At 68.7% G+C, this 18674-nt stretch carries 18 protein-coding genes and 1 pseudogene; 4 read left to right on the top strand and 15 right to left on the bottom strand.

Annotation, left to right across the window (positions count from 1 at the left end; genetic code table 11):
- Positions 1-143 precede the first annotated feature (143 nt).
- On the top strand, positions 144-1250 hold the full coding sequence (locus LMU33_RS29505; RefSeq protein ID WP_228623675.1) for a lectin: 1107 nt from the start codon (positions 144-146) through the stop codon (positions 1248-1250).
- Positions 1251-1277: 27 nt separating this feature from the next.
- Positions 1278-2045 carry an NPP1 family protein gene (locus LMU33_RS29500; protein ID WP_228623674.1) on the top strand — a complete coding sequence of 256 codons (768 nt, stop codon included), beginning with the start codon at positions 1278-1280 and terminating at the stop codon, positions 2043-2045.
- 263 nt (positions 2046-2308) lie between these two features.
- Here LMU33_RS29500 and LMU33_RS29495 read toward each other — a convergent pair whose 3' ends face one another.
- The 3 genes from LMU33_RS29495 to LMU33_RS29485 all read right to left on the bottom strand — a co-directional run bounded on the left by LMU33_RS29495 (position 2309) and on the right by LMU33_RS29485 (position 4471).
- Complete coding sequence (locus LMU33_RS29495; RefSeq protein ID WP_228623673.1) at positions 2309-2665, bottom strand: hypothetical protein; 357 nt, start codon at positions 2663-2665, stop codon at positions 2309-2311.
- Positions 2666-2747: 82 nt separating this feature from the next.
- Positions 2748-3002 (bottom strand): hypothetical protein, encoded by a 255-nt coding sequence (locus LMU33_RS29490; protein WP_228623672.1) that lies wholly within the window; start codon positions 3000-3002, stop codon positions 2748-2750.
- Positions 3003-3016: 14 nt separating this feature from the next.
- Positions 3017-4471 carry a carboxylesterase/lipase family protein gene (locus tag LMU33_RS29485; protein ID WP_228623828.1) on the bottom strand — a complete coding sequence of 485 codons (1455 nt, stop codon included), beginning with the start codon at positions 4469-4471 and terminating at the stop codon, positions 3017-3019.
- Positions 4472-4594: 123 nt separating this feature from the next.
- Between LMU33_RS29485 and LMU33_RS29480 the strand changes: the two genes are divergently transcribed.
- Positions 4595-5563 (top strand): Lrp/AsnC ligand binding domain-containing protein, encoded by a 969-nt coding sequence (locus LMU33_RS29480; protein WP_308280823.1) that lies wholly within the window; start codon positions 4595-4597, stop codon positions 5561-5563.
- 174 nt (positions 5564-5737) lie between these two features.
- Here the strand turns inward: LMU33_RS29480 and LMU33_RS42325 are convergent, their stop codons facing one another.
- From LMU33_RS42325 to LMU33_RS29445, 7 genes are all read right to left on the bottom strand, one after another.
- Positions 5738-5992 carry an Lrp/AsnC ligand binding domain-containing protein gene (locus tag LMU33_RS42325; protein ID WP_228623827.1) on the bottom strand — a complete coding sequence of 85 codons (255 nt, stop codon included), beginning with the start codon at positions 5990-5992 and terminating at the stop codon, positions 5738-5740.
- On the bottom strand, positions 5955-6173 hold the full coding sequence (locus LMU33_RS29470) for a hypothetical protein (protein WP_228623848.1): 219 nt from the start codon (positions 6171-6173) through the stop codon (positions 5955-5957). The genes LMU33_RS42325 and LMU33_RS29470 overlap by 38 nt, the downstream gene beginning before the upstream one ends.
- A gap of 395 nt (positions 6174-6568) precedes the next feature.
- Positions 6569-7747 carry a Gfo/Idh/MocA family oxidoreductase gene (locus tag LMU33_RS29465; RefSeq protein ID WP_228623670.1) on the bottom strand — a complete coding sequence of 393 codons (1179 nt, stop codon included), beginning with the start codon at positions 7745-7747 and terminating at the stop codon, positions 6569-6571.
- 232 nt (positions 7748-7979) lie between these two features.
- Positions 7980-9197 carry a cytochrome P450 gene (locus LMU33_RS29460; RefSeq protein ID WP_228623669.1) on the bottom strand — a complete coding sequence of 406 codons (1218 nt, stop codon included), beginning with the start codon at positions 9195-9197 and terminating at the stop codon, positions 7980-7982.
- Positions 9198-9232: 35 nt separating this feature from the next.
- On the bottom strand, positions 9233-10615 hold the full coding sequence (locus LMU33_RS29455; RefSeq protein WP_228623668.1) for an NAD(P)/FAD-dependent oxidoreductase: 1383 nt from the start codon (positions 10613-10615) through the stop codon (positions 9233-9235).
- Positions 10599-10814: a ferredoxin gene (locus tag LMU33_RS29450; RefSeq protein ID WP_228623667.1), complete on the bottom strand. Its 216-nt coding sequence runs from the start codon at positions 10812-10814 to the stop codon at positions 10599-10601. The genes LMU33_RS29455 and LMU33_RS29450 overlap by 17 nt, the downstream gene beginning before the upstream one ends.
- 477 nt (positions 10815-11291) lie before the next feature.
- Positions 11292-12032: an SDR family NAD(P)-dependent oxidoreductase gene (locus LMU33_RS29445; protein ID WP_228623666.1), complete on the bottom strand. Its 741-nt coding sequence runs from the start codon at positions 12030-12032 to the stop codon at positions 11292-11294.
- A 148-nt stretch (positions 12033-12180) separates the two neighbouring features.
- Between LMU33_RS29445 and LMU33_RS42245 the strand changes: the two are divergent.
- Positions 12181-12420: pseudogene (locus tag LMU33_RS42245) on the top strand (hypothetical protein); the annotation flags it as partial.
- Between the two features lie 179 nt (positions 12421-12599).
- Here the strand turns inward: LMU33_RS42245 and LMU33_RS41500 are convergent.
- The 5 genes from LMU33_RS41500 to LMU33_RS29415 all read right to left on the bottom strand — a co-directional run bounded on the left by LMU33_RS41500 (position 12600) and on the right by LMU33_RS29415 (position 17745).
- Entirely contained in the window at positions 12600-14234 is a 1635-nt protein-coding gene (locus LMU33_RS41500; protein ID WP_228623665.1) for a vanadium-dependent haloperoxidase, read from the bottom strand.
- Between the two features lie 286 nt (positions 14235-14520).
- Complete coding sequence (locus tag LMU33_RS29430; RefSeq protein WP_228623664.1) at positions 14521-14943, bottom strand: ATP-binding protein; 423 nt, start codon at positions 14941-14943, stop codon at positions 14521-14523.
- A gap of 843 nt (positions 14944-15786) precedes the next feature.
- Positions 15787-15978, bottom strand: coding sequence for a hypothetical protein (locus LMU33_RS29425; RefSeq protein ID WP_228623663.1), 192 nt, complete (start codon positions 15976-15978; stop codon positions 15787-15789).
- A 347-nt stretch (positions 15979-16325) separates the two neighbouring features.
- Complete coding sequence (locus tag LMU33_RS29420) at positions 16326-17117, bottom strand: anti-sigma factor (RefSeq protein WP_228623662.1); 792 nt, start codon at positions 17115-17117, stop codon at positions 16326-16328.
- Positions 17118-17142: 25 nt separating this feature from the next.
- Complete coding sequence (locus tag LMU33_RS29415) at positions 17143-17745, bottom strand: sigma-70 family RNA polymerase sigma factor (protein WP_228623661.1); 603 nt, start codon at positions 17743-17745, stop codon at positions 17143-17145.
- Between the last annotated feature and the right edge of the window lie 929 nt (positions 17746-18674).

Here is an 18674-nt window from a genome sequence, read left to right as displayed (position 1 = left end):
TTCCACTATGCTTACTTCACTACTTGACGAAAGTCGTCGCCCCATTTAGGTTCTCGGGTCAGCCACGCGTTGTACGAAGCCTCCCTCCGTTCATGAGGTGAGGCGTCGGCCGCCACCCCCATGTGAAAGGCCACCCCCCTCTCATGGCCCGATCCCTTTCCACAGCCGCCCTCACCGCCGCACTGGGGCTCTCCGCGTGCCTGCTCACCGCAGGCCCCGCCCAGGCCGACACCGGCACCATCACCGGACTCGCCGGCAAGTGCCTCGACATCGCCGGGGCCAACTCCGCCGACGGCACGCCCGTCCAGCTCTACGACTGCAACGGCACGAACGCCCAGCAGTGGACGGTCGGCACCGACGGCACCATCCGCGCCCTCGGCAAGTGCCTGGACGTGACCGGCAATTCGACCGCCGACGGCGCCAAGGTACAGCTGTGGTCCTGTACCGGCGGCGCCAACCAGAAGTGGACCGTCACCGCCGCCCACGACATCGTCAACCCCCAGGCGAACAAGTGCCTGGACGTCACCGACAACAACTCCGCCAACGGCACCCGGACACAGATCTGGAGCTGCAGCGGCGGCGCCAACCAGAAGTGGAACGCACCCGCGAGCGGCGGCGACAGCACTCCGTCCGGCTTCGTGGTGAGCGAGGCGCAGTTCAACCAGATGTTCCCGAACCGGAACTCCTTCTACACCTACAGCGGACTCACCGCGGCCCTCAGCGCCTACCCTTCCTTCGCGAACACCGGCAGCGACACGGTCAGGAAGCAGGAGGCCGCCGCCTTCCTCGCCAACGTCAGCCACGAGACCGGCGGACTGGTCTATGTCGTCGAGCAGAACACCGCCAACTACCCCACCTACTGCGACTGGAGCCAGCCGTACGGCTGCCCCGCCGGACAGGCCGCCTACTACGGCCGCGGACCGCTCCAGCTCAGCTGGAACTTCAACTACAAGGCGGCGGGTGACGCGCTCGGCATCGACCTGCTCAACAACCCCTGGCAGGTGGAGAACAACGCTGCTGTCGCCTGGAAGACCGGCCTGTGGTACTGGAACACCCAATCGGGACCAGGCAGCATGACCCCGCACAACGCCATGGTCAACAGCGCCGGATTCGGCCAGACCATTCGCAGCATCAACGGCTCCCTCGAATGCGACGGCAAGAACCCCGCCCAGGTGCAGAGCCGCGTCGACGCCTACCAGCGCTTCACTCAGATCCTCGGGGTCTCACCAGGCAGCAACCTGTACTGCTGACGCCAGCCGCCCCGACAAGGAGCCGTAATGCCCAACGTGAAGTCCCTTGCCAAGGGCCTGCTCGCAGCACTCGGTGCGATGACGCTCGTCGTGGCCGTTCCGGCGAGCGCCCACGCGAACGTCCTGCAGTTGCTGCCGCAGAACGCCGACGGCCTGGAACAGACCTTCTCCCCCGCCTACGACTACGACGGCGACGGCTGCTACGCCACCGCCGCCATCGGCGCCGACGGCACCATCAATCCCGGGCTGAAACTCGGCGGTGACGTCAACGGGCACTGCCACGACTACGCCCAACTCGCCAACGCCAACACCTACTCACGCGAGAAGTGCAACAACGGCTGGTGTGCCGTCATGTACGCCAGCTACTTCGAGAAGGACCAGGCGACCTACGGCCCGGCCGCCATCGGGCATACCCACGACTGGGAGCACGTCGTGGTGTGGATCAACAACAACGAGGTCCAGTACGTCTCGGTGTCCCAGCACACCAGCTACCAGGTGGCCGCCCGCTCCTCGGTCCGCTTCGACGGCACCCACCCGAAGATCGTCTACCACAAGGACGGCCTCTCCACCCACGACTTCCGCTTCGCCAACAGCAACGACGAGCCTCCGGAGAACGTGACCGGCGGCTGGTTCTACCCGCGCCTGGTGGGCTGGAACGGCTACCCAGCCGGCTTCCGGGACAAGCTGATGAGCGCCGACTTCGGCGCGGCCACCATCAAGATCAAGGACGGCGACTTCGCCTACGCGCTGGCACACTCCATGCCCTCGGGCATCCCCTTCGATCCCAACGCCTGACCTGCGGAACAGAGGGAATTGCAACCGGGCCGGTAGGGCCGCTTCCAGATTCCTGGGCGTCCGCGCCACCCTGCGCGGCCCCCGGCACCTTCCCCTGGAACTGTCCCCATCACCGTCCGCAAGTTGAATCCCCAAGACACAACGTGGCTGACGCCAAGGGCTCCGTCCTCCTGCACCGACGCTCAAGCAACGGAGCCACCATCGGCCAGTGCACGAACGCCCACCGCAACGCATGCGCCCGAGCGGCCCTTCTTCGGACGTTCCTACTGCACCTGCGCTGGGCGACAGCGACTACACGGCCCGCCTCGACGGATCTGACCGGCGTGAGGTCCTCGCCCCCAGGGCAACCTGACCGGCATCGCGCAGCTGGCGATGCCCAGCGTGAAGGGGCGGCGGATCGCCAGCGTCCCCCAGGCCGTGGCGGCCAGCCAGGCGAAGGAGAGGACGTCGGTGTGGTGCGACAGGGACGAGTGCGGCCGTGCGACGGCGACGGCGCCGACCAACACGAAGTACACGATGGTGCTGGCCTCCAGGATCAGCGCGTCGAGGTCGACCCCGCGACGGCGGTCCTGGAGCAGGAGCAGCCCCGAGGCGAACCCGCTGACCGCACCCCAAGTCACAGATAGACGCCTGGGTTCTCACCGCTGTGAAGATGCGATGGCCGGCGCCCCACGGGTGCGGGACGCCGGCCATCGGCGGGGTTCAGTGGGCGGCGGCCGTGTGCAGGGCCTTCGCGTACAGGATCTTCCAGAGCCTGCCGGCGCCCGGCATCACGAAGAAGACGAGGAGCGCGATGGAGGCCAGGGTGAAGGGGAATGGGCCTACCCACTGGTTCCAGTTCGCGAAACGGTCGGCGATGGTCAGGGAGTACAGCCGATCCGAGGAGTAGATGGTGACCAGCAAGGTGAGGAACTCGGCCCAGTGAGGCATGGTCGGCGTGCGGAGGATGTGCTTCACGACGGTCTCCTCTCTCAGCCGAAGTGGCGGATGCGGGCTGCGGTCGCGGGCGCGTAGGGCAGCCAGTTGCTGGTCGTTCCAGTGGTGACGAATTCGGCGACGGCGGTTGCGAATTCGAGGCTCAGGGTGCGCTGGGCGTCGCCGGCGCCGGTGAGGACGGGGCTGCCGGGGTAGGCGTCGAAGGTGTTGAAGAGGAAGGGCAGTTCGGCGCAGTGGGTGGCGCCCAGGGCGTACGGGTCCTCGGCGGGGGCGTAGTCGAACTGGTAAACGTAGGTGGTGTTGCCGCCGGCCGCGTGATGGTCGGCGATCTCCAGCGAGCCGTCGCGGAAGAGGCCGTCGGTCTGCACCGAGGTGAAGATCTGCGCCGGTGTCGCCTGCGGGAGGCGGGCAGCGTGCTGCTGGTAGACGTCCAGGGCGGCCTGTCGGCCGACCTGGGCGGTGAGGACGTCCAGGGCGGTTTCGGTGGTGAGGTTCTGGATGCGGGGGTCGAAGGCGAAGAAGGCCGTCGCTTCGTCGCGGGTGGTGCCGATCAGCAGGGTCTTGCCCTCCAAAGCGCCGTCATTGAGCGCCTGTTGCCGGGCGCGGGGCATGCCGGGGGCACCGAGGACCGGGTACATCGGCGGAGCCGCGTTACCCGGAGCCGCGAGCTGGACGGAGAGGCGGCCGTAGGCGTCCAGCAGCTGCTCGGCCGGCAGGGCACGCAGGGCCTTCGCGGCATCAGTGCCGACTGGGACGTCCAGCAGGCGCAGGTAGGCGTCGGCGTTCTCGGCGGCCTGATGCGGATCCTGTGGGTTCAGGCCGAAGGGGCCGCTCTGCAGCAGCACCCGGGTGATGGATCCGTTCGTCTCGGGGTCGAGCGCGAGCGACAGGGCCGAGTACGCTCCGGCGGACTGCCCGCCGACGGTGACCGTGCGCGGGTCGCCGCCGAAGGAGGCGATGTTGTTCTGCACCCAGCGCAGCACGGCGGCCTGGTCCTGGGGGCCGAGGTTGGCTGCGCCGATCTGCGGCAGGTAGAGGTAACCCAGCGGTCCCACCCGGTAGTTGGCGGTGACGACCACGATGTCGCCCAGCGCGGCGAGGCGGCCGCCGTCGTACCAGTCCCAGCCGCCGGAGCCGCTGGTGAAGCCGCCGCCGTGCCACCAGAGCAGGACGGGTCGGGCCGCACTGTCCGCCGGCGCCCGGCGTGGAGTGAAGACGTTGACGGTCAGGCTGCCGTCCTCGTTCCAGTCCGGCACGCGCTGCCCCTGCACCTTCTCCAGCCGGGAGGCCGCCTGCGGAACGGAGGGGCCGGCCTTGGCCGCGTCCCGCACGTCCGTCCAGCCCGGGTGCGGCTGCGGCGGCGCGAACCGCAGCTCGCCGACCGGCGACGCGGCGTAAGGGATTCCCCGGAAGGAGACCGCCTCGCCCTCCGCAACTCCCCTGACCTTGCCCCGGTCGGTGTCCACCACCGTGTGCTCGATGCCGGTCATCGTGCTCACCTGCTCTCTCGTCTCGGTTGCTCTGAGACGTTTCTAAGCCGAGGTGAGAATCTGAGCCAGAAATGACCATCTGGATCGATGAAAAAGGACATAAGATCTTGGTCTATGGAGAGAGTGCGCCATTTGTTGAATGAAACGGACAGTCGGATCGCCGCCGCGATGCTGGCCGCTCCGCGTGCCTCGTGGCGCACGGTCGGCCGTGTCCTGGGCATCTCGGAGCGCACTGTCGTACGCCGGGCTGCACCACTGTTCGGCGACGGGACGCTGCGGGCCACGGCCGTACGCAACCCCGTGCACTTCCCCGAGCTGATTCCGCTGGCCCTGCGCATCCGCTGCCGGCCCAACCGGATCAGCGCCATCGCCGCCACCCTCGCCCGCCGTCCCGACACCATCTGGGTCGACGTCCTCGGCGGTGGCGACGAGATCTGCACCGTCCTGTTCCTGGACGGACCGGACGCCCGCAACAACCTGCTGCTGCGCGACCTGCCCGCCACCCCCGCGGTCCAGTCCTGGACCTCGCACGTCCTGCTCCGAGTCTTCCCGGCCGCCTTCGACTGGAGCGGCGGCCTGCTGACACAGACCGAACTGACCAGCCTGCGGCCCGACCTGTCCGCGGCACCTACCCGCCCCGTCCTCCAGCCCCTCGACCACCAGCTGATCACCGCACTGATCGAGGACGGCCGAGCCCCCTACACCGACCTCGCGCGCCGCGCCAACACCACCGCCCTGACCGCTCGCCGCCGGGTAGAGGCACTGGTCAACGGCCAGGTACTCAGACTCGCGACCGAAGTCGATCTCGCCCGTCTGGGTGTCCGGACCGAAGCCCTGCTGTGGATCACCGTTGCACCTGGCGGACTGGAGGAGACGGGCCAGCAGCTCAGCCGCCACCCACAAGTCCGCTTCGCCTCCGCCACCACCGGCCCGGCCAACCTCCTTGTGGCCGTCGCGGCAACCGACCTCGACGCGCTCTACCACTTCCTGAGCGAGACCATCGGCTCCCTCGAACACATCACCACCCTTGAGGTCACCCCCATCCTGACCGGGGTGAAGAGGACCGGCCTGGTCCGCCCGGGCAGCCTCTGAGCCGATCACAGGTTCCGGGTAGGCAGGACCTCACGTCCGTTCGGCTGCGGACAACGGACAAGAACAAGCCCTGTCCAGGACGAAACCAATCACCCCGCCCTCGCTGATCAGCGCCTGATCCGGATCATGCGGTGGCCGGGATGCCGAGGTCGGCGAGCAGGACGCACGATCGCCTCACAGGCTGCCGGGTCGGACCAGACCGGTCCTTTTGACCCCCGAAAGGATGGGGGTGACCTCGATGGTGGAGATGTGTGTGAGGGCGCCGATGATGTCGCTCATGAAGTGGTAGAGCGCGTTGAGGTCGGCTGCGGCGACGGCCGCGAGGAGGTTGGCCGGGCCGGTGGTGGCGGAGGCGAATAGGAGGCTCGTCCGTCTTCGACCGGCGCGGCGATCAGCTGCTGGTCGGGGGGCAGGACAGTCGAGGGGCAGGACAGTGGAGCGCGTGGGAGCGGTGGGTGTGTCCGGCCGTGGCCCGCAGCGTCCCGTCGCCGAACAGTGGTGCAGCCCGGCGTACGACGGTGCGCTCCGAGATGCCCAGGACCCGGCCGACCGTGCGCCAGGAGGCACGCGGGGCGGCCAGCATCGCGGCGGCGATCCGACTGTCCGTCATTCAATAGATGGCGCACTCTCTCCATGTTGGGAGATCCATGTCCTTCATTCGCGTTCAGAAATGCTCTTGCTGGCTCAGTTGGAGGCTTCCGGATAGAAATGATGCAGAGCAACGGAAACGAAAGATGAGCACCGTGAGGGGATCGCCGAGACAAGTCAGCCGACCCAGTTGATGCCGGTGAGCAAGGCGTCGAGATGGTCGGCCATCCACGAACCGGCGGCATGGAGAAGGTCGGATTCCTCTGAGCCGGTGAACGTGATGACCTGGACATTGCCCTGGTAGGGCCTGCTCTCGACGGCGCCGTGGTACGTCTGGTAGCCGCGGGGAACACCGGAACCGTGACATTCTCGCCGAGGGCGAAACGGTCGAGCTCCCGATCCGACTCACTTCGGGGCCTACGAGCCTTGCTCTGCGAGTGTGACCTTCCGGCCCGCGCGCGCCGCCTCTCGGATCCGCTCCAGCATGCGGTGTCGCCGGACGGCGTGCCGGAAGTCGGGAACACCGTCCTCATCCGGCGCAAGGTTCCCGGTGATCTGGTCGCGCAGAAGCGCGTACGCGTGGGCGACGTTGCAGGCGGGCTCGGTGGATCGCTCGGTCCATTGCGTCAGCGACCGCTGATAGCGGGCGGGAACCGGTAGCTCGGCCAACGTGCCGTCCTCTCCCCGGGCTCCGCTGAGCCGCAGTCCCCCATACCACCACTGGGCCTGGTCGGCCTTGACGACGAGATCGCCGTCCGTGCCGTTGATCTCCCAGTGAAACGCAGTGGCGCGTGAGGTCCCACCGCGGATGTGCATTGCGGCCACGGCCCCCGACTCCAGCACCCCGGTGACGGCGATCTGGTCCTCTGCGGTCTTGGCCGCGACCGCCCCGCTCGTGACGTGGGTGACCTCCGGGCGCAGGTTTTCGATGAGAGCCGACACCTCACGGAACTCCCCGAGCACCATGGCCAGCGCGTCGACCGAGTGCCCAAAGGGAATCGACAGCAGCGTGGCGCCGCTGGTGACGTCCAGCACGTACGCATAGTTGTCGTCGTAGGTGGCGCCGCCGATCCAGCCCGACCCGAGCATGCTGGTCGACAGCACCCGCCCCACGTAGCCGTCGGCGACCAGGTCTCGCAGATACCGAAGCGGCGGAGCCGACCGGGCCTGCAGACCGACGGCCGTGAGCACACCCCTGCGATGCGCGAGGCCGGCCAACTCCTCGGCCTGCGCGAGGTCGGCACCGAGCGGCCACTCGCTGAACACCATCTTCCCCGCTTCCAGCGCGGGTCCGATGAGCTCCAGGTGATGCGGAACCTTCACCGTCACCACCACGAGATCGACTTCCTCACTGCGGGCCAGCTCCTCCGCGCTGCCGTAGGCCAGCGGCACCGCATACTTCTCGCCGGCCGCACGCGCGGATTCGGCGCTGCTGGCGCTCAGCGCCCGCAACTCGTATCCATCGAGCCCGGCCAGTGCCGGCACATGGGCAGCGGCCGCCCACCCGCCGCTCGCGCTCAGACCCACGACACCGACGCGGATCGGCTCCCGATGAGGGGAAGTGGACGTCATGTGCGCCCCGGCGTTCGCGGTCATCTGCTCTCTCATCTCAAAGCGGCCCATAGCCATGGAGGACACGGTCTGAGCAACACCGTCAGTTACACGTCGATCGGCTTGCCGTTCGTACAGCGGAACCTCACTCGGCGAGCTCGCTCCGCCGCGCCCTGCCCCTGTGGCGCGTCGGCGCCTCCGAACCGGCCGAGGAACAACCGAACGAACGACCGGCGCGGCTCTACTTCACGTCCTGGGGCGAGGCGGTTCATTGCGTCTACGGCGACGGGGCCAGCTCGATGGGAAGGTGCCGGGGGCCGCGCAGCACGGCGCTGTGCCGGTAGGGGGGAGGGTCTTCGACCAGGGTTGCGGTGGTGAGATGGGGAAGGAGTGCTCCCAGGGCGATCTGGGCTTCGACCCGGGCGAGGGGCGCGCCGTAGCAGATGTGGACGCCGCTGCCGAATCCGAGGTGCTGGTTGTCCCGGCGGGTGGGGTCGAACCGGTCGGGGGCGCGGAACCGCTTGGGGTCACGGTTGGCCGAGGCCAGCGCGAGCACCACGGGTACGCCCTTGGGGATGGTCGTGCCCGCGACGTCGACGTGGGTGAGGGGCGTGCGGTCCAGCAAATGGACCGGGGGCTCGTAGCGCAGCAGTTCTTCCACTGTGCCGGGAAGCAGGTCGGGTTCACGGCGCAGGCGCTCCAACTGGCCGGGCTGGCGCAGCAGAGTGAGTACGCCGTTGGTGATCAGATTGACCGTGGTCTCGTGTCCGGCGACGAGCAGCAGCACGGCGGTGGCCGCCAGTTCCTCGCGGGTGAGCGCTCCGGCCGGGTCGGGGTCGTTGACGAACGCGGACAGCATGTCGTCCCCCGGATGGCCGCGGCGCTGTTCGGCGAGGTCTACCAGGTAGCGGCCCATCTGCGCTCTGGCCTGGTTGCCGGCCTGTTGGCTCATGGTGAGGTCTTCGCCGGGCCGGATGTCGCCGGAGTCGGTGATGGCGTTGGACCACTGCCGAAAGGTCGGCTCGTCTTCGCGCGGTACACCGAGGAGTCGGCAGATGACGGTGACAGGCAGGGGGTAGGCGAAGTCGTCGACGATGTCGACTTGCGTACGTCCCTGGAGCGACTCGATCAGTTCGTCGGTGATCCGGGTGATTTCGTCTCGCATAGCGTCGATCCGGCCCGGACTGTGCGGGGGACCGAACGGCCGTGTGGCCAGGCTGCGCAGCCTGTGGTGTTCGGGGTCGTCGAGCCGGATGAAAGGGTGGGGCTCTTCCTCTTCCGCCGGCAGGCCGCTGTAGGTGCCGGCGCGGTTGCGGCGGTCGGAGCTGAGCCGTGGGTTGTGGAACAGGGCGACGATGTCGTAGTACCCGCCGACCAGGTAGCTGCCGTCCGTCTGCCGCGCCACGCCCGCCTCGCGGAGTTCGGCGTACAGCGGGTAGGGGTCGGGGCGGTTGGCGTAGTCGGTGATCCGTTCCAGCAGGGTGTCGACAGCCATCGACGGGCTCCTCGTGACAGGGAAGGACGGAAGGGTCAGCCAGTGGGCCGGACCACGGTCAGTCGGCGGTCCGGCAGGTGACCGGTCAGCGCGACGGTGGGGCCGTGGGACAGTCCCTTCGGATCCGGCACGTCGGAGGGGAGCGCGAATTCGGTCACCAGCGGGTGGCCGTCGGCAGCGCCGGGCGCAGGCGGGAACGGGGCGGCGATCTCGATCAGGCCCTGGTAGTACTCCAGCCACTTGGCCATGTTGACGGTGACGGCGGCAGTGATGCGGCCCCGGTAGCCGTAGACCGCCACCAGACGGCGTTCACTGAGTGAGCCCTGGGCGATGACCACCTGGTCGGAGTAGGTGGGGACGCCCACGGACTTGATGTTGACCCCGAACTGACTCGACCAGAAGACCGGAACCGCGAGGTGGGGGCGCCGCGGCGGCCCGGGACTGATCATGTTGTGGGCCGCCACCTCGGCCTGCGCGACCGCGTTGCCCCAGTGCTCCAAGGAGAGCATCTGGTAATCGAAGAGCGGGTGGGGGAAGCGGGAGACGTCGCCGGCCACAAAAACATCGTCGGTGACGATTCCGTACATGTCGAAAGCGCGGCACCCCGCGTCACAGGCGACCCCGTGCGGACCCGCCGCCAGCCCGGAATCCGCCAGCCACTCGACGTTGCGGACCGCACCCATGGCGATGACGCACACGTCCGCGTCGATGTGGCTGCCGTCGGAGAGGTCAGCTCCGGTGAACCGCCCGCTGGCGTTCCCGCACAGCGCGGTGACTGTCACTCCGCAGCGCAGGTCCACGCCGTGGGCCCGCTGCAGGCCGGCTGCGAGCTTCGCCAGTGTGCCGCCGAGGGCGCCCACCAGCGGTGCGGTGCCGCGTTCTGTGACTGTGACCTCGATGCCCCGCTCCCGGCAGGCTGAGGCGATCTCCGAGCCGGTGAAGCCTGCGCCGATGACCAGCACCCGGCGCGGTCCGGCCGTCAGCCGCTCGGCCAGGCACCCGGCGTCGTCACGAGTGCGCAGGGTGAAGACTCCGTCCAGGGCGGCCTGCTCCGGTTGGGGCCAGGAGCGCGCCCGGGTTCCGGTGGCGATCAGCAGCCGGTCGTAGGGCAGGGACTCACCGTCGGCCAGCAGGACCTGACGGCCGACCGGGTCGAGCCCCGTGGCACGCACTCCGAGGCGCCAGTCGGCGTCCGGGTCGCGGCGCATCGGCAGCCCGGTAGTGTCCGCCGCCGACATGCCGAGCAAAACCTGCTTGGACAGCGGCGGTCTGTCGTAGGGCGGGTGGGGCTCGTCCCCGACCACGGTCAGCGAGCCGGTGAAGCCCCTCTCGCGCAGTGCCTCAGCGGCCCGCAACCCGGCCAGCGACGCGCCGACGATGACGATGGGGCCCTCCCGAAGGTCACCGGGCCCGGGCACCGGCGGTCACCGCCTCACCCACGAGGATCGCCTGGACCGGGCACGCTGCAGCGGCCTGGCGCACGCGCTCCAGCTGCTCGTCCGGGACTTCCTGGCGGTACAGCAGCGCTTCCTCGCCATGCAGCTCGAACATCTCCGGTGCGAGAAACACGCACTGCGCATACGCCTGGCAGCGGGTGAGGTCCACGACGAGCCGCATCCCAAGCCTCTCCCTCCATCGCCTTGAGCTCCCTGTCTCTTTCTAGGCTCGGAATGCGCCAGGCGCCCGCCCGGCTACTCCGTCGGGACCGGATCCAGCGGGCAAGGGCGTTCGAGAACGCGCAGGTGGGCCGGAACGAGGCTGCGATCGGGCACCAGGAACGGAGGCGCTGCGAAAGGGATGAGCGTGGGGATCACCGGCGCCGACCCGACCGCAGGTACACGATCACACAGAGCTCTACCACCACGTCAGCCTCGCCCAGACGGGCCCTGACCGCATGCCGAAGAATGCAGACCGACAGTGGCCGGCATGGCCACCGGATGCTTTGGGAAGCGGTCATCGTCTCGCCTGCTGCTGCCGTAACTACACCGCGTCAACTGCTCACGCCAGGATCAGAAACAGCTTCTTTGCGGGTCGAGGCAGACATCGTGGGCATGGGCGTCGGGTTTGGCATATCCATCGCGGCCCAGCCCAAAGTCATCCGATCGCGAGCTGTCCGCCGCGTGCCTCGAGAACCGCGCCGGTGATGTAGCTGGCGCGGGACGAAACAAGGAACAGAACCGCTTCCGCGATTTCTTCAGGGTCTGCGACCCGCCCCAGTACGGTGGTTCGCCCGATCGCCTGGAGGGTTTCACCTCCCATCTCCTCCGTCCCGGGGGTATGGACAGGGCCCGGAGCCACGGCGTTCACGCGGACGCCCTGGGCGCCGAACTCGTCAGCCCATACTCGTGTGAGAAGTTCGAGTGCAGCTTTGGAGGCCCCGTAAGCGCCCGATTCCCGTACCGGCGTGGTAGCCGCCGCTGTACTCACATTCACGATGACGCCACGCCCCCGCTCAGCCATTCCCGGAGCGAGGGCACCGACCAGGAGCATCGGCGCGCGTGAGTTGACGGCCATCTGAGCGTCGAACATCTCGGCGGTGGTGTCCGGCGTACTGGCGAACCGGTAGATGCCGGCGTTGTTGATCAGAACGTCCACCTCGCCTGCTTCAGCGGCAAGACGCAGGACATCTTCAGAGCTACTCAGATCCGCAGCAACGAACCGAGCCTTCCCGCCTGCGGCAGCGATCTCTTTGACGGTCTCCGCACCCCGCTGCTCGTCCCGCCCGTGGACGATGACCGAGGCCCCCAACGCTGCCAGGCGCAGGGCCACGGCCCGGCCGATGCCGGCGGTAGCGCCGGTGACAAGAGCGGTGGATCCGTCCAGTTCTGCAGCCATGAAAAGCTCCTCCAAGCCGAGAGGAACGACATGCTGTCGGTTGTTCCTCGTGTAACTGATGATCCTGAGGGTTCATGCCATGGCGACGACGGACCCACGCCGGACCGATCGTTGATCATGGTCCAGCCCGGGCCGTGGCCCACGCGGTCTTGGGAGGCCGGCGAGCTCGCCTTCGCTGATCACGTCCGCGGGCGATAGGACCTACTACGACAAGAGGATCAGTCAGGGCAAACGCCACACTCAAGCCCTGCTCTGCCTCGCCAGACGACGAGCCGACGTGCTCGTCTGCAGGTCCGCCGACAGTGACATGGGCGGGCCCGCGCTCAGCGACCTGGGGCGACCGGGTGGTTCCGACCACGACAGTCATTCAGTCAGTGCGTCGCGGTGACATGAAGCCAGGACTTCCTGCGGGAAGACATCGTGCCTGCCGGCCAGCAGCTGCGGGCCCTCGGCGCGGAGGATGGCCGCCCTCTGAGCGTGGCCAGAGCCAGTGGTACCCGATGCGCCGGGACCACTGGCTTCTCGGCCCAACCATGCCATGTGCATGGTTGTGGCGTGGCGGTGCGGTCAGAGCCGACCTGCCACGAAGTCGGCCACCTGGGCGCCGAGTTGCTGGCCCGCGTGGTTGTCAAGGGAGGTGTGCTGGCCGGACCAGATCCGGCTGAGCCACGCGTCGGTGGCGGCGTCCTGGAAGCCGGTGAAGGTTCGAGTGACGCCCTTCGAGGTCACCGCAAAATGATGCCGCGCCCCGTAGAGTCCGGCGAGCGTCGTTGCCGCAGCCTGGCTGAGAGCGCCGTGAGCGCCCGGATAGGACGGATCCGGTGCGGTCGGCAGCAGAGGGGTCCAGCTGGGATCCCCGACGATGCTCGGGTTGTAGTGCGTACCGCCGAGCCGGATGGCCGTCACGGGCCGCCAGACGTGGTAGACGTACTTGGCGTCGTACATCGCGATCGCGGTGTCGGCGAGGGACAGGTCGAGCCGGGCGAAGACCTTCACCGCCTTCTCCAGGTTCGCGTTCTGGGAGGTGACGAGGTTCTGCGTGATCTGGTTCCAGACGTTCCATACGGGTGCCGCCGCCCAGAACTTCGCGGCTGCCGTCTGATCGGGAGTGCGGGTGGTGCTGGTCTTGCTCCCCAGGCTCTTGACCTCGTTCAAGGCGGTGGCGTAGGCGGCGCTGCTCACGGCCGGCGGCGGTGCCGGGCGGAACTGCCGTCCGTCGGCCAGTACGAACGGCTTGACCGAGCCCCAGTCGGTGAACACCGGTGTCGGGAAATTGGGAGGGGTGGGCCGGTAGTCCCCGGCCTTGTCGCCGGGGCGGAACCGCGGCGGCTTGGCTGAGGATCCGTCGTTGGACCGCAGGGTGATCAGCCGGCGGGCGACCTCCGCTCCCACACCAATGCCCGCCTGCTTGCCCGGGCCGCCGGAAATCGCGGACAATTGGCTGCTCAGCCGCTGGTTCAAGTCTGCGCGCCTGGCCGGGTAGAGGGCGACCAGCACATCGTGGGCTGCCTGGTCCGCTGCGGCGTCCGCACGAGCGCCTCTTGGCGCCGTCACCGAGAACACGTAGGCGGGACCGGCCCGGGTGATCGATACCACCGCGTCGTACTCGGCAGCCTGCAGAAGCGCGAAGCTGCGCGTGGGTTGGACGGTGGACGGCTGCGCCTTCGGATTGCTGAGGATGGTGACGAGCTCGCGGTTCCACTCCACGACCGACATCCCTGCCCCCGTCGCGGCGGTGCGCAGGGCCGGCGAGTGAGCGGTGGTGGACCCGAAGGCCGGGCCGGCGAGTCCGGCTGCCAGCGCGGCTCCGGCAAGTATGGCGAGTGTCTTCTGCTTTCCACCCATGTTCTGTTGCTCCTTGTCGCTGGTGGCGGGCTGTGACAACTGGCGGTCATGCGCGTGGCTCATCTGTGTCGGCCACGCGAGCGTGATGGTGTCGGGGTGGTGCGGGCCGGCAGCCAGGTCGAGATGGCGGCGGTCGTGGAGGACGAGTTGCTCGGCGGGTTCCGCGGCAGCTGCGACGGGGCCGGGGTAGTCCAGGGCCCTCCGGTCCATGAGGGCCTTCCGGCGTAGCAGCCAGGCGCGTTCGGCTCCGGGGGCCAGCACTTGGTGCATCTCGCGGCGCAGAGCTGGCGCATGCGTATATGCCTCGTGCGGGGGCGCGGCGTCGATGCCCTTGCCGCTGTTCGGGGTGACGTCCACGCTCACACCTCCGCCGGTACGCAGGGGCCGGCTCCGCAGCGTTGACACAGCACCGTGTCGTGGTGGGGGCTGCCGCGGTCGAGTGCCGATGGGTGGGCCGCGGACCGTATGGGCATCTGGGCCGGGCCCGGGCAGCCGTCGATGGGACACGGCTTGTGGGTCGCGAAGGACCACTCGGCGGGGGTGTCGGGTCGCCCTTCGCCGCGGCCGCCCCCGGTGGCCCGTCGCTGTGCTGAGGTGCCGGCCCCGGCAGGGGGGCGCAGCTCGTGCGGAGCGTCCGGCCCGGTCATGGCGAGCACCTCAGGCAGGCGCGGACTTCGCGGCCGCTGCGTGTCTGGCGAATCTCGGTCGACTGGGCAAGGAACTGGACGATGCCGGTGCCACGGCCGTGTTCGTCGGAGGCGATGCCGGGGCGATGACGCTCCACGGCCGCGCCGGAGTCGGTGACCACGATGTGCAGAGTTTCGTGGTCGAGGGCGAGCAGCAGGGTCATGCGCTCATGGCCGTACTGGGCAGCGTTGGCGGCGAGTTCGTCGACGATGAGAATGGCGGAGTCCCGCTCACCTGCGGGCACACTCCAGGTCTCCAGCAAATCGGCTGCGAAGTGACGAGCGGCGGAGACGTGCGCCTCCTGCGCCGGCAGGGTGAGCAGTGCATGGCGGCGGCAGGGCCGGCCGAGCAGTGAAGTCGGGCTGGGGGAATCGGTCACGAACATGGTCTTCTGGCTCTTCTGTCGATGTGCGGAGACCGGAGCGGGGTGACCGCAAGCAATTCGGGCGTGGTCGGTAGGCCGGATCCTGATCCTGCGTGGGCGCGCTCAATCAGTTCCACGGACGACACATGCCGGATGGTTCGAGCCATTTGCCTTTTTTGTTCCGACTCTTGCGAGTCATGTCGATGTCGGCGCCTGTCTGGGCTCAGCTGCCTCTGTCCAGAGCACGCTGTTGCGCGGCTGGACTGGGCACCGGCAGTGCGGTCCCCTCGCCGGTGGTCTTCCGGACGACCCCGTGGAAGCGTCGCGCCGTAGACCGGGACGGACGTGCCTACATTTCGGCTGGATCGCTCGCGGTCCTCCGCGTGCAGACGTAATGGATCCTCTTCTCGGGGTTGTACGGACTTCGGGAAAAAGAAGAGTCGTGCGCGCGCCGTCGGCCCGCTCATGCATGAAGTCAGCTGCGGACTGGGCCGGTTCGACGGAGCGGGGGCGAGAGTGACCAGGGCCCGGAAACCGTCGGCGCGTCGCGAGAGGGGCCAGGGTGTCGGTTTTCGCCTCCTCCGGCGGAAGCGGAGATGTATGCCGCCACACCCCTTTCGCACAGCCGTGCCCGCTCGTGTATGCGGCCGGCACCCGCGGGGCCCGGCGCGGGATGGCCGACCGGCCCCTGCGGAGGTCGGGTGACGGAAGCAGGCCAGAGCCCCACGACCGAGCTGCAGAACTGCCCCGGTACCGACACAGCCGCCCGAGACAGGTCGTGCAGGGGAAGCAGCAGCCGTAGCTGACCGGCCCCGCGATGTGTGGCACCACCGCGGACAGATCGATCGGATGGCTGCTTCAACCCACCCCTCGACCCTCGACCTGCTGGTCGCGTACCCGGATGGCCTTCACCTTGATCAACCTGGCGGGGGTGATCCTTCCCGGCTGGCGGCGGCCGACTCGACCATCAGCCGCCTCCTCGCGCCGGCTGCCGCTCAGCCCCTCGGCCATACAGGTGCCGGTGTCGGCCTTCGAGGCCGCCACATTCATCGGCCGCGAGCCCTTGTCGGACGGTCCCGCCGATCCCGGAGCCACGCGGTCCGGCGGGATCGAGGGGCTACGGTGATCACGAGCGTGCCAGTCCAGCCGGTGTCACGGGCAGAAACCTCTTCCATGACCATCAGCTGGACGTCCTGTGCGCGCCCCTCCAGCTCGGTCCACCGGTCTTGAGGCGGCCCGGTGCTTGTCGAATGATCGGGGTCCCTCGCCGCGGAGCGCCCGGCCTTTCGAAGGCGACGTCGTCTTGGCCTCCTGTGCCACCAATCCTCGCGCCCTGCTGCTGCCGTCATGCCACTGGGCGACCGGCCGCCCAGTGACATGACCGCCATGGTCTGGCCTCACGCTCGGATGGTGACCAGCTTCTGACCGTTGCCAGCGAGGATCTCGAAGTGCTCGATGGCTCCCGGAGCCATGGCGACCGCTCCTGGGATCGTGGTGCCGGGAGGGTACTCGCCTGCCCGCCAGGTAGCACCGTCCGTCCTGGCCCCGCCGGGCCCGACCGCCTGCAGCCGACAGGTGATTCCGGCGGGTGCCCCTCCTGCGGAGATCTGCAGGACACTGCCCCAGGCAGAGGGCGAGACCTTCACCGAGGCGGAGACGCCGGTGGTGGCATCGCTCCCGGAGAAGGTGCGCCAGACGGTCGGCGCAGTCGGCCCGGGCGGCCTCGCCTGACTGCCCACGGATCCGATGGCCGCCAGCCATGTGCCACCGGCCGCTGCCGCGATGAACGTCAGCGAGACTGCAGCGCCGGCCAGTTGCAGACGCCAAGACCTGCGGCGCCTGGCCGCAGCCTGCTGGAGCAGCCTCTCCAGCGCGCCCCCCTCTGGGATCTTCGACACCGCGGGCGCGGCGGGCCGTTCGGGCAGCGGGGAGCCCTGCGCGCTTTCGGCTGCCCGTACCATCAGTCGGTCGGTCAGGTCCGTTTCGGCCGCCGGCACCGTCCGGCCCGAGGCTTCGGCTTCGGTCACCGTCGCCAGCAGCCCAGGCAATCCCGCCAGCTGAGCGTGTTCGGCCCGGCATTCGGTGCATGCCGCGAGGTGGATGCGCACCTGTTCCATTTCCGCCGAGGGCAGCGTGCCCAAGACGTAACCTCCCAGCGTCAGCCGGAGGGCGTCGTGCTCCGCACTCATGGTCGCCGCCTCCTGCCCGCCACGGTCATGGCTCGATCCCCCGTTCCTGCAGCGCCAGCCGCAGGGCGTGCAGGGCGTAGTACGTCCGCGACTTCACTGTGCCCAGCGGGATGCCCAGCACCTGTGCGGCCTCCGCCATGGTCCGGCCCCGGTAGTAGGTCTCCAGCAGGACGGCGCGGTGGTCCGGGGACAGTGACCGGACGGCTTCGGCAACCGCCCAGCTCTGCAGTGCCTGCTCGATCTCGTCCTCGCCCGGCTTCTGCTCGGCGGCTCGCTCCAGCACATCGCCGCCGGCCTCGGCCGGCCTGGACTGCCGGGCCCGGTGGGCGTCGATGACCAGGTGTCGAGCGACCGTACACAGCCATGCCCGGGCCGGGCCGCGTGCGGGGTCGAACGCGGCAGGATGCTGCCACGCTCGCAGCAGTGTCTCCTGTACCACGTCCTCTGCCCATTGCCAGTCTCCTGAGGTCAGTCGCAGCACGTAGTGGAACAGGGCTCCTGCGTGCTCCGCGTACAGAGTGCGCAGCAGTTCCTCATCTGCGGTCGAGAGGGTCCCTCTATCAGAGACACGGTGCGCGGAGCGATCCGGATCGGTCCTTGAACCACGCTTTCGGGAACTCCAGGGCATAAGACGATCATCAAGCATATACGCCGCTTTGTCCTGTACGAGCAGCTCAGTGCCGGTCACGCACTGTGAGTGCTGCAGGTGGTACGCCCTTGCGGCGTTACGACCTCGCCATGATCAAGCATGCACGGGTCCGGGACCGGCTGAACTGCAGCGATCCCATGAAGTCCCACAAAAGGTGCGTATCCATCGAACCGCAGGAGCCATGCCGTCCGTGGAGGCGAACAAGAACCGGCTTACGCACAACACCTCATCGCTTCCCTGCGGCAAGGGGTGGAACAGGGGTGACCGAAATGCACCAGGCGACGCACGCGCTCTCGCCACCGGCCCCGCTCCCCTGCCCCCGTGCATCGAAGCCGGTGCCACTCTGCAGCCCCGACCGATGTCCAGCACACACCACGCCGATGGCGCTACGCACAGTGATCGGCGGCTGTGCGGCAACCGGGGCAGAGCTCCATCCGGCCAGTGTGCGCATCACCCGTATGGGCGACGCCGACCTGCCCCGAGTCGCTCGCGGCTGCCTGCTCGGGCGAACTGCCGCGTGCCGCCTTCATCTTCGTGGCGTGGCAGGGCGGATGCGCAGCGCGGAGCACATCGGGGCGGGCAGCCGGCACGGGGCGGCACCCAGGTTCGCTCGCTGGGTCCGTGAGGGACGCGTGCCCATGAACGCGCCATCCACCACATCCCTGCGGTTGCGTGCGCCCGAGCCGGCGCAGTTCCCGTCTCCGCCTGATCAGTGAGGAACGCACACCATGTACGTGAACCTTCGCCCACCAACTCGGCGATCCCGTGCTGCGGCCGGGCTGGCCGTCGCCACCATCGCCACTGCCGGTGCGCTGGGGCTCCTCAGCTCATGCGGCCCGTCGTCGCATTCCTCGTCCGTCGGGGCCGGCGCCATCACGCCCGGTCCGGGTCAGCACCAGGCGGCCGGA

This window comes from Streptomyces barringtoniae (genome assembly GCF_020819595.1).
In the GTDB taxonomy this organism is placed as follows: domain Bacteria; phylum Actinomycetota; class Actinomycetes; order Streptomycetales; family Streptomycetaceae; genus Streptomyces; species Streptomyces barringtoniae.
This window is presented reverse-complemented; position numbering and strand designations above follow the sequence as displayed.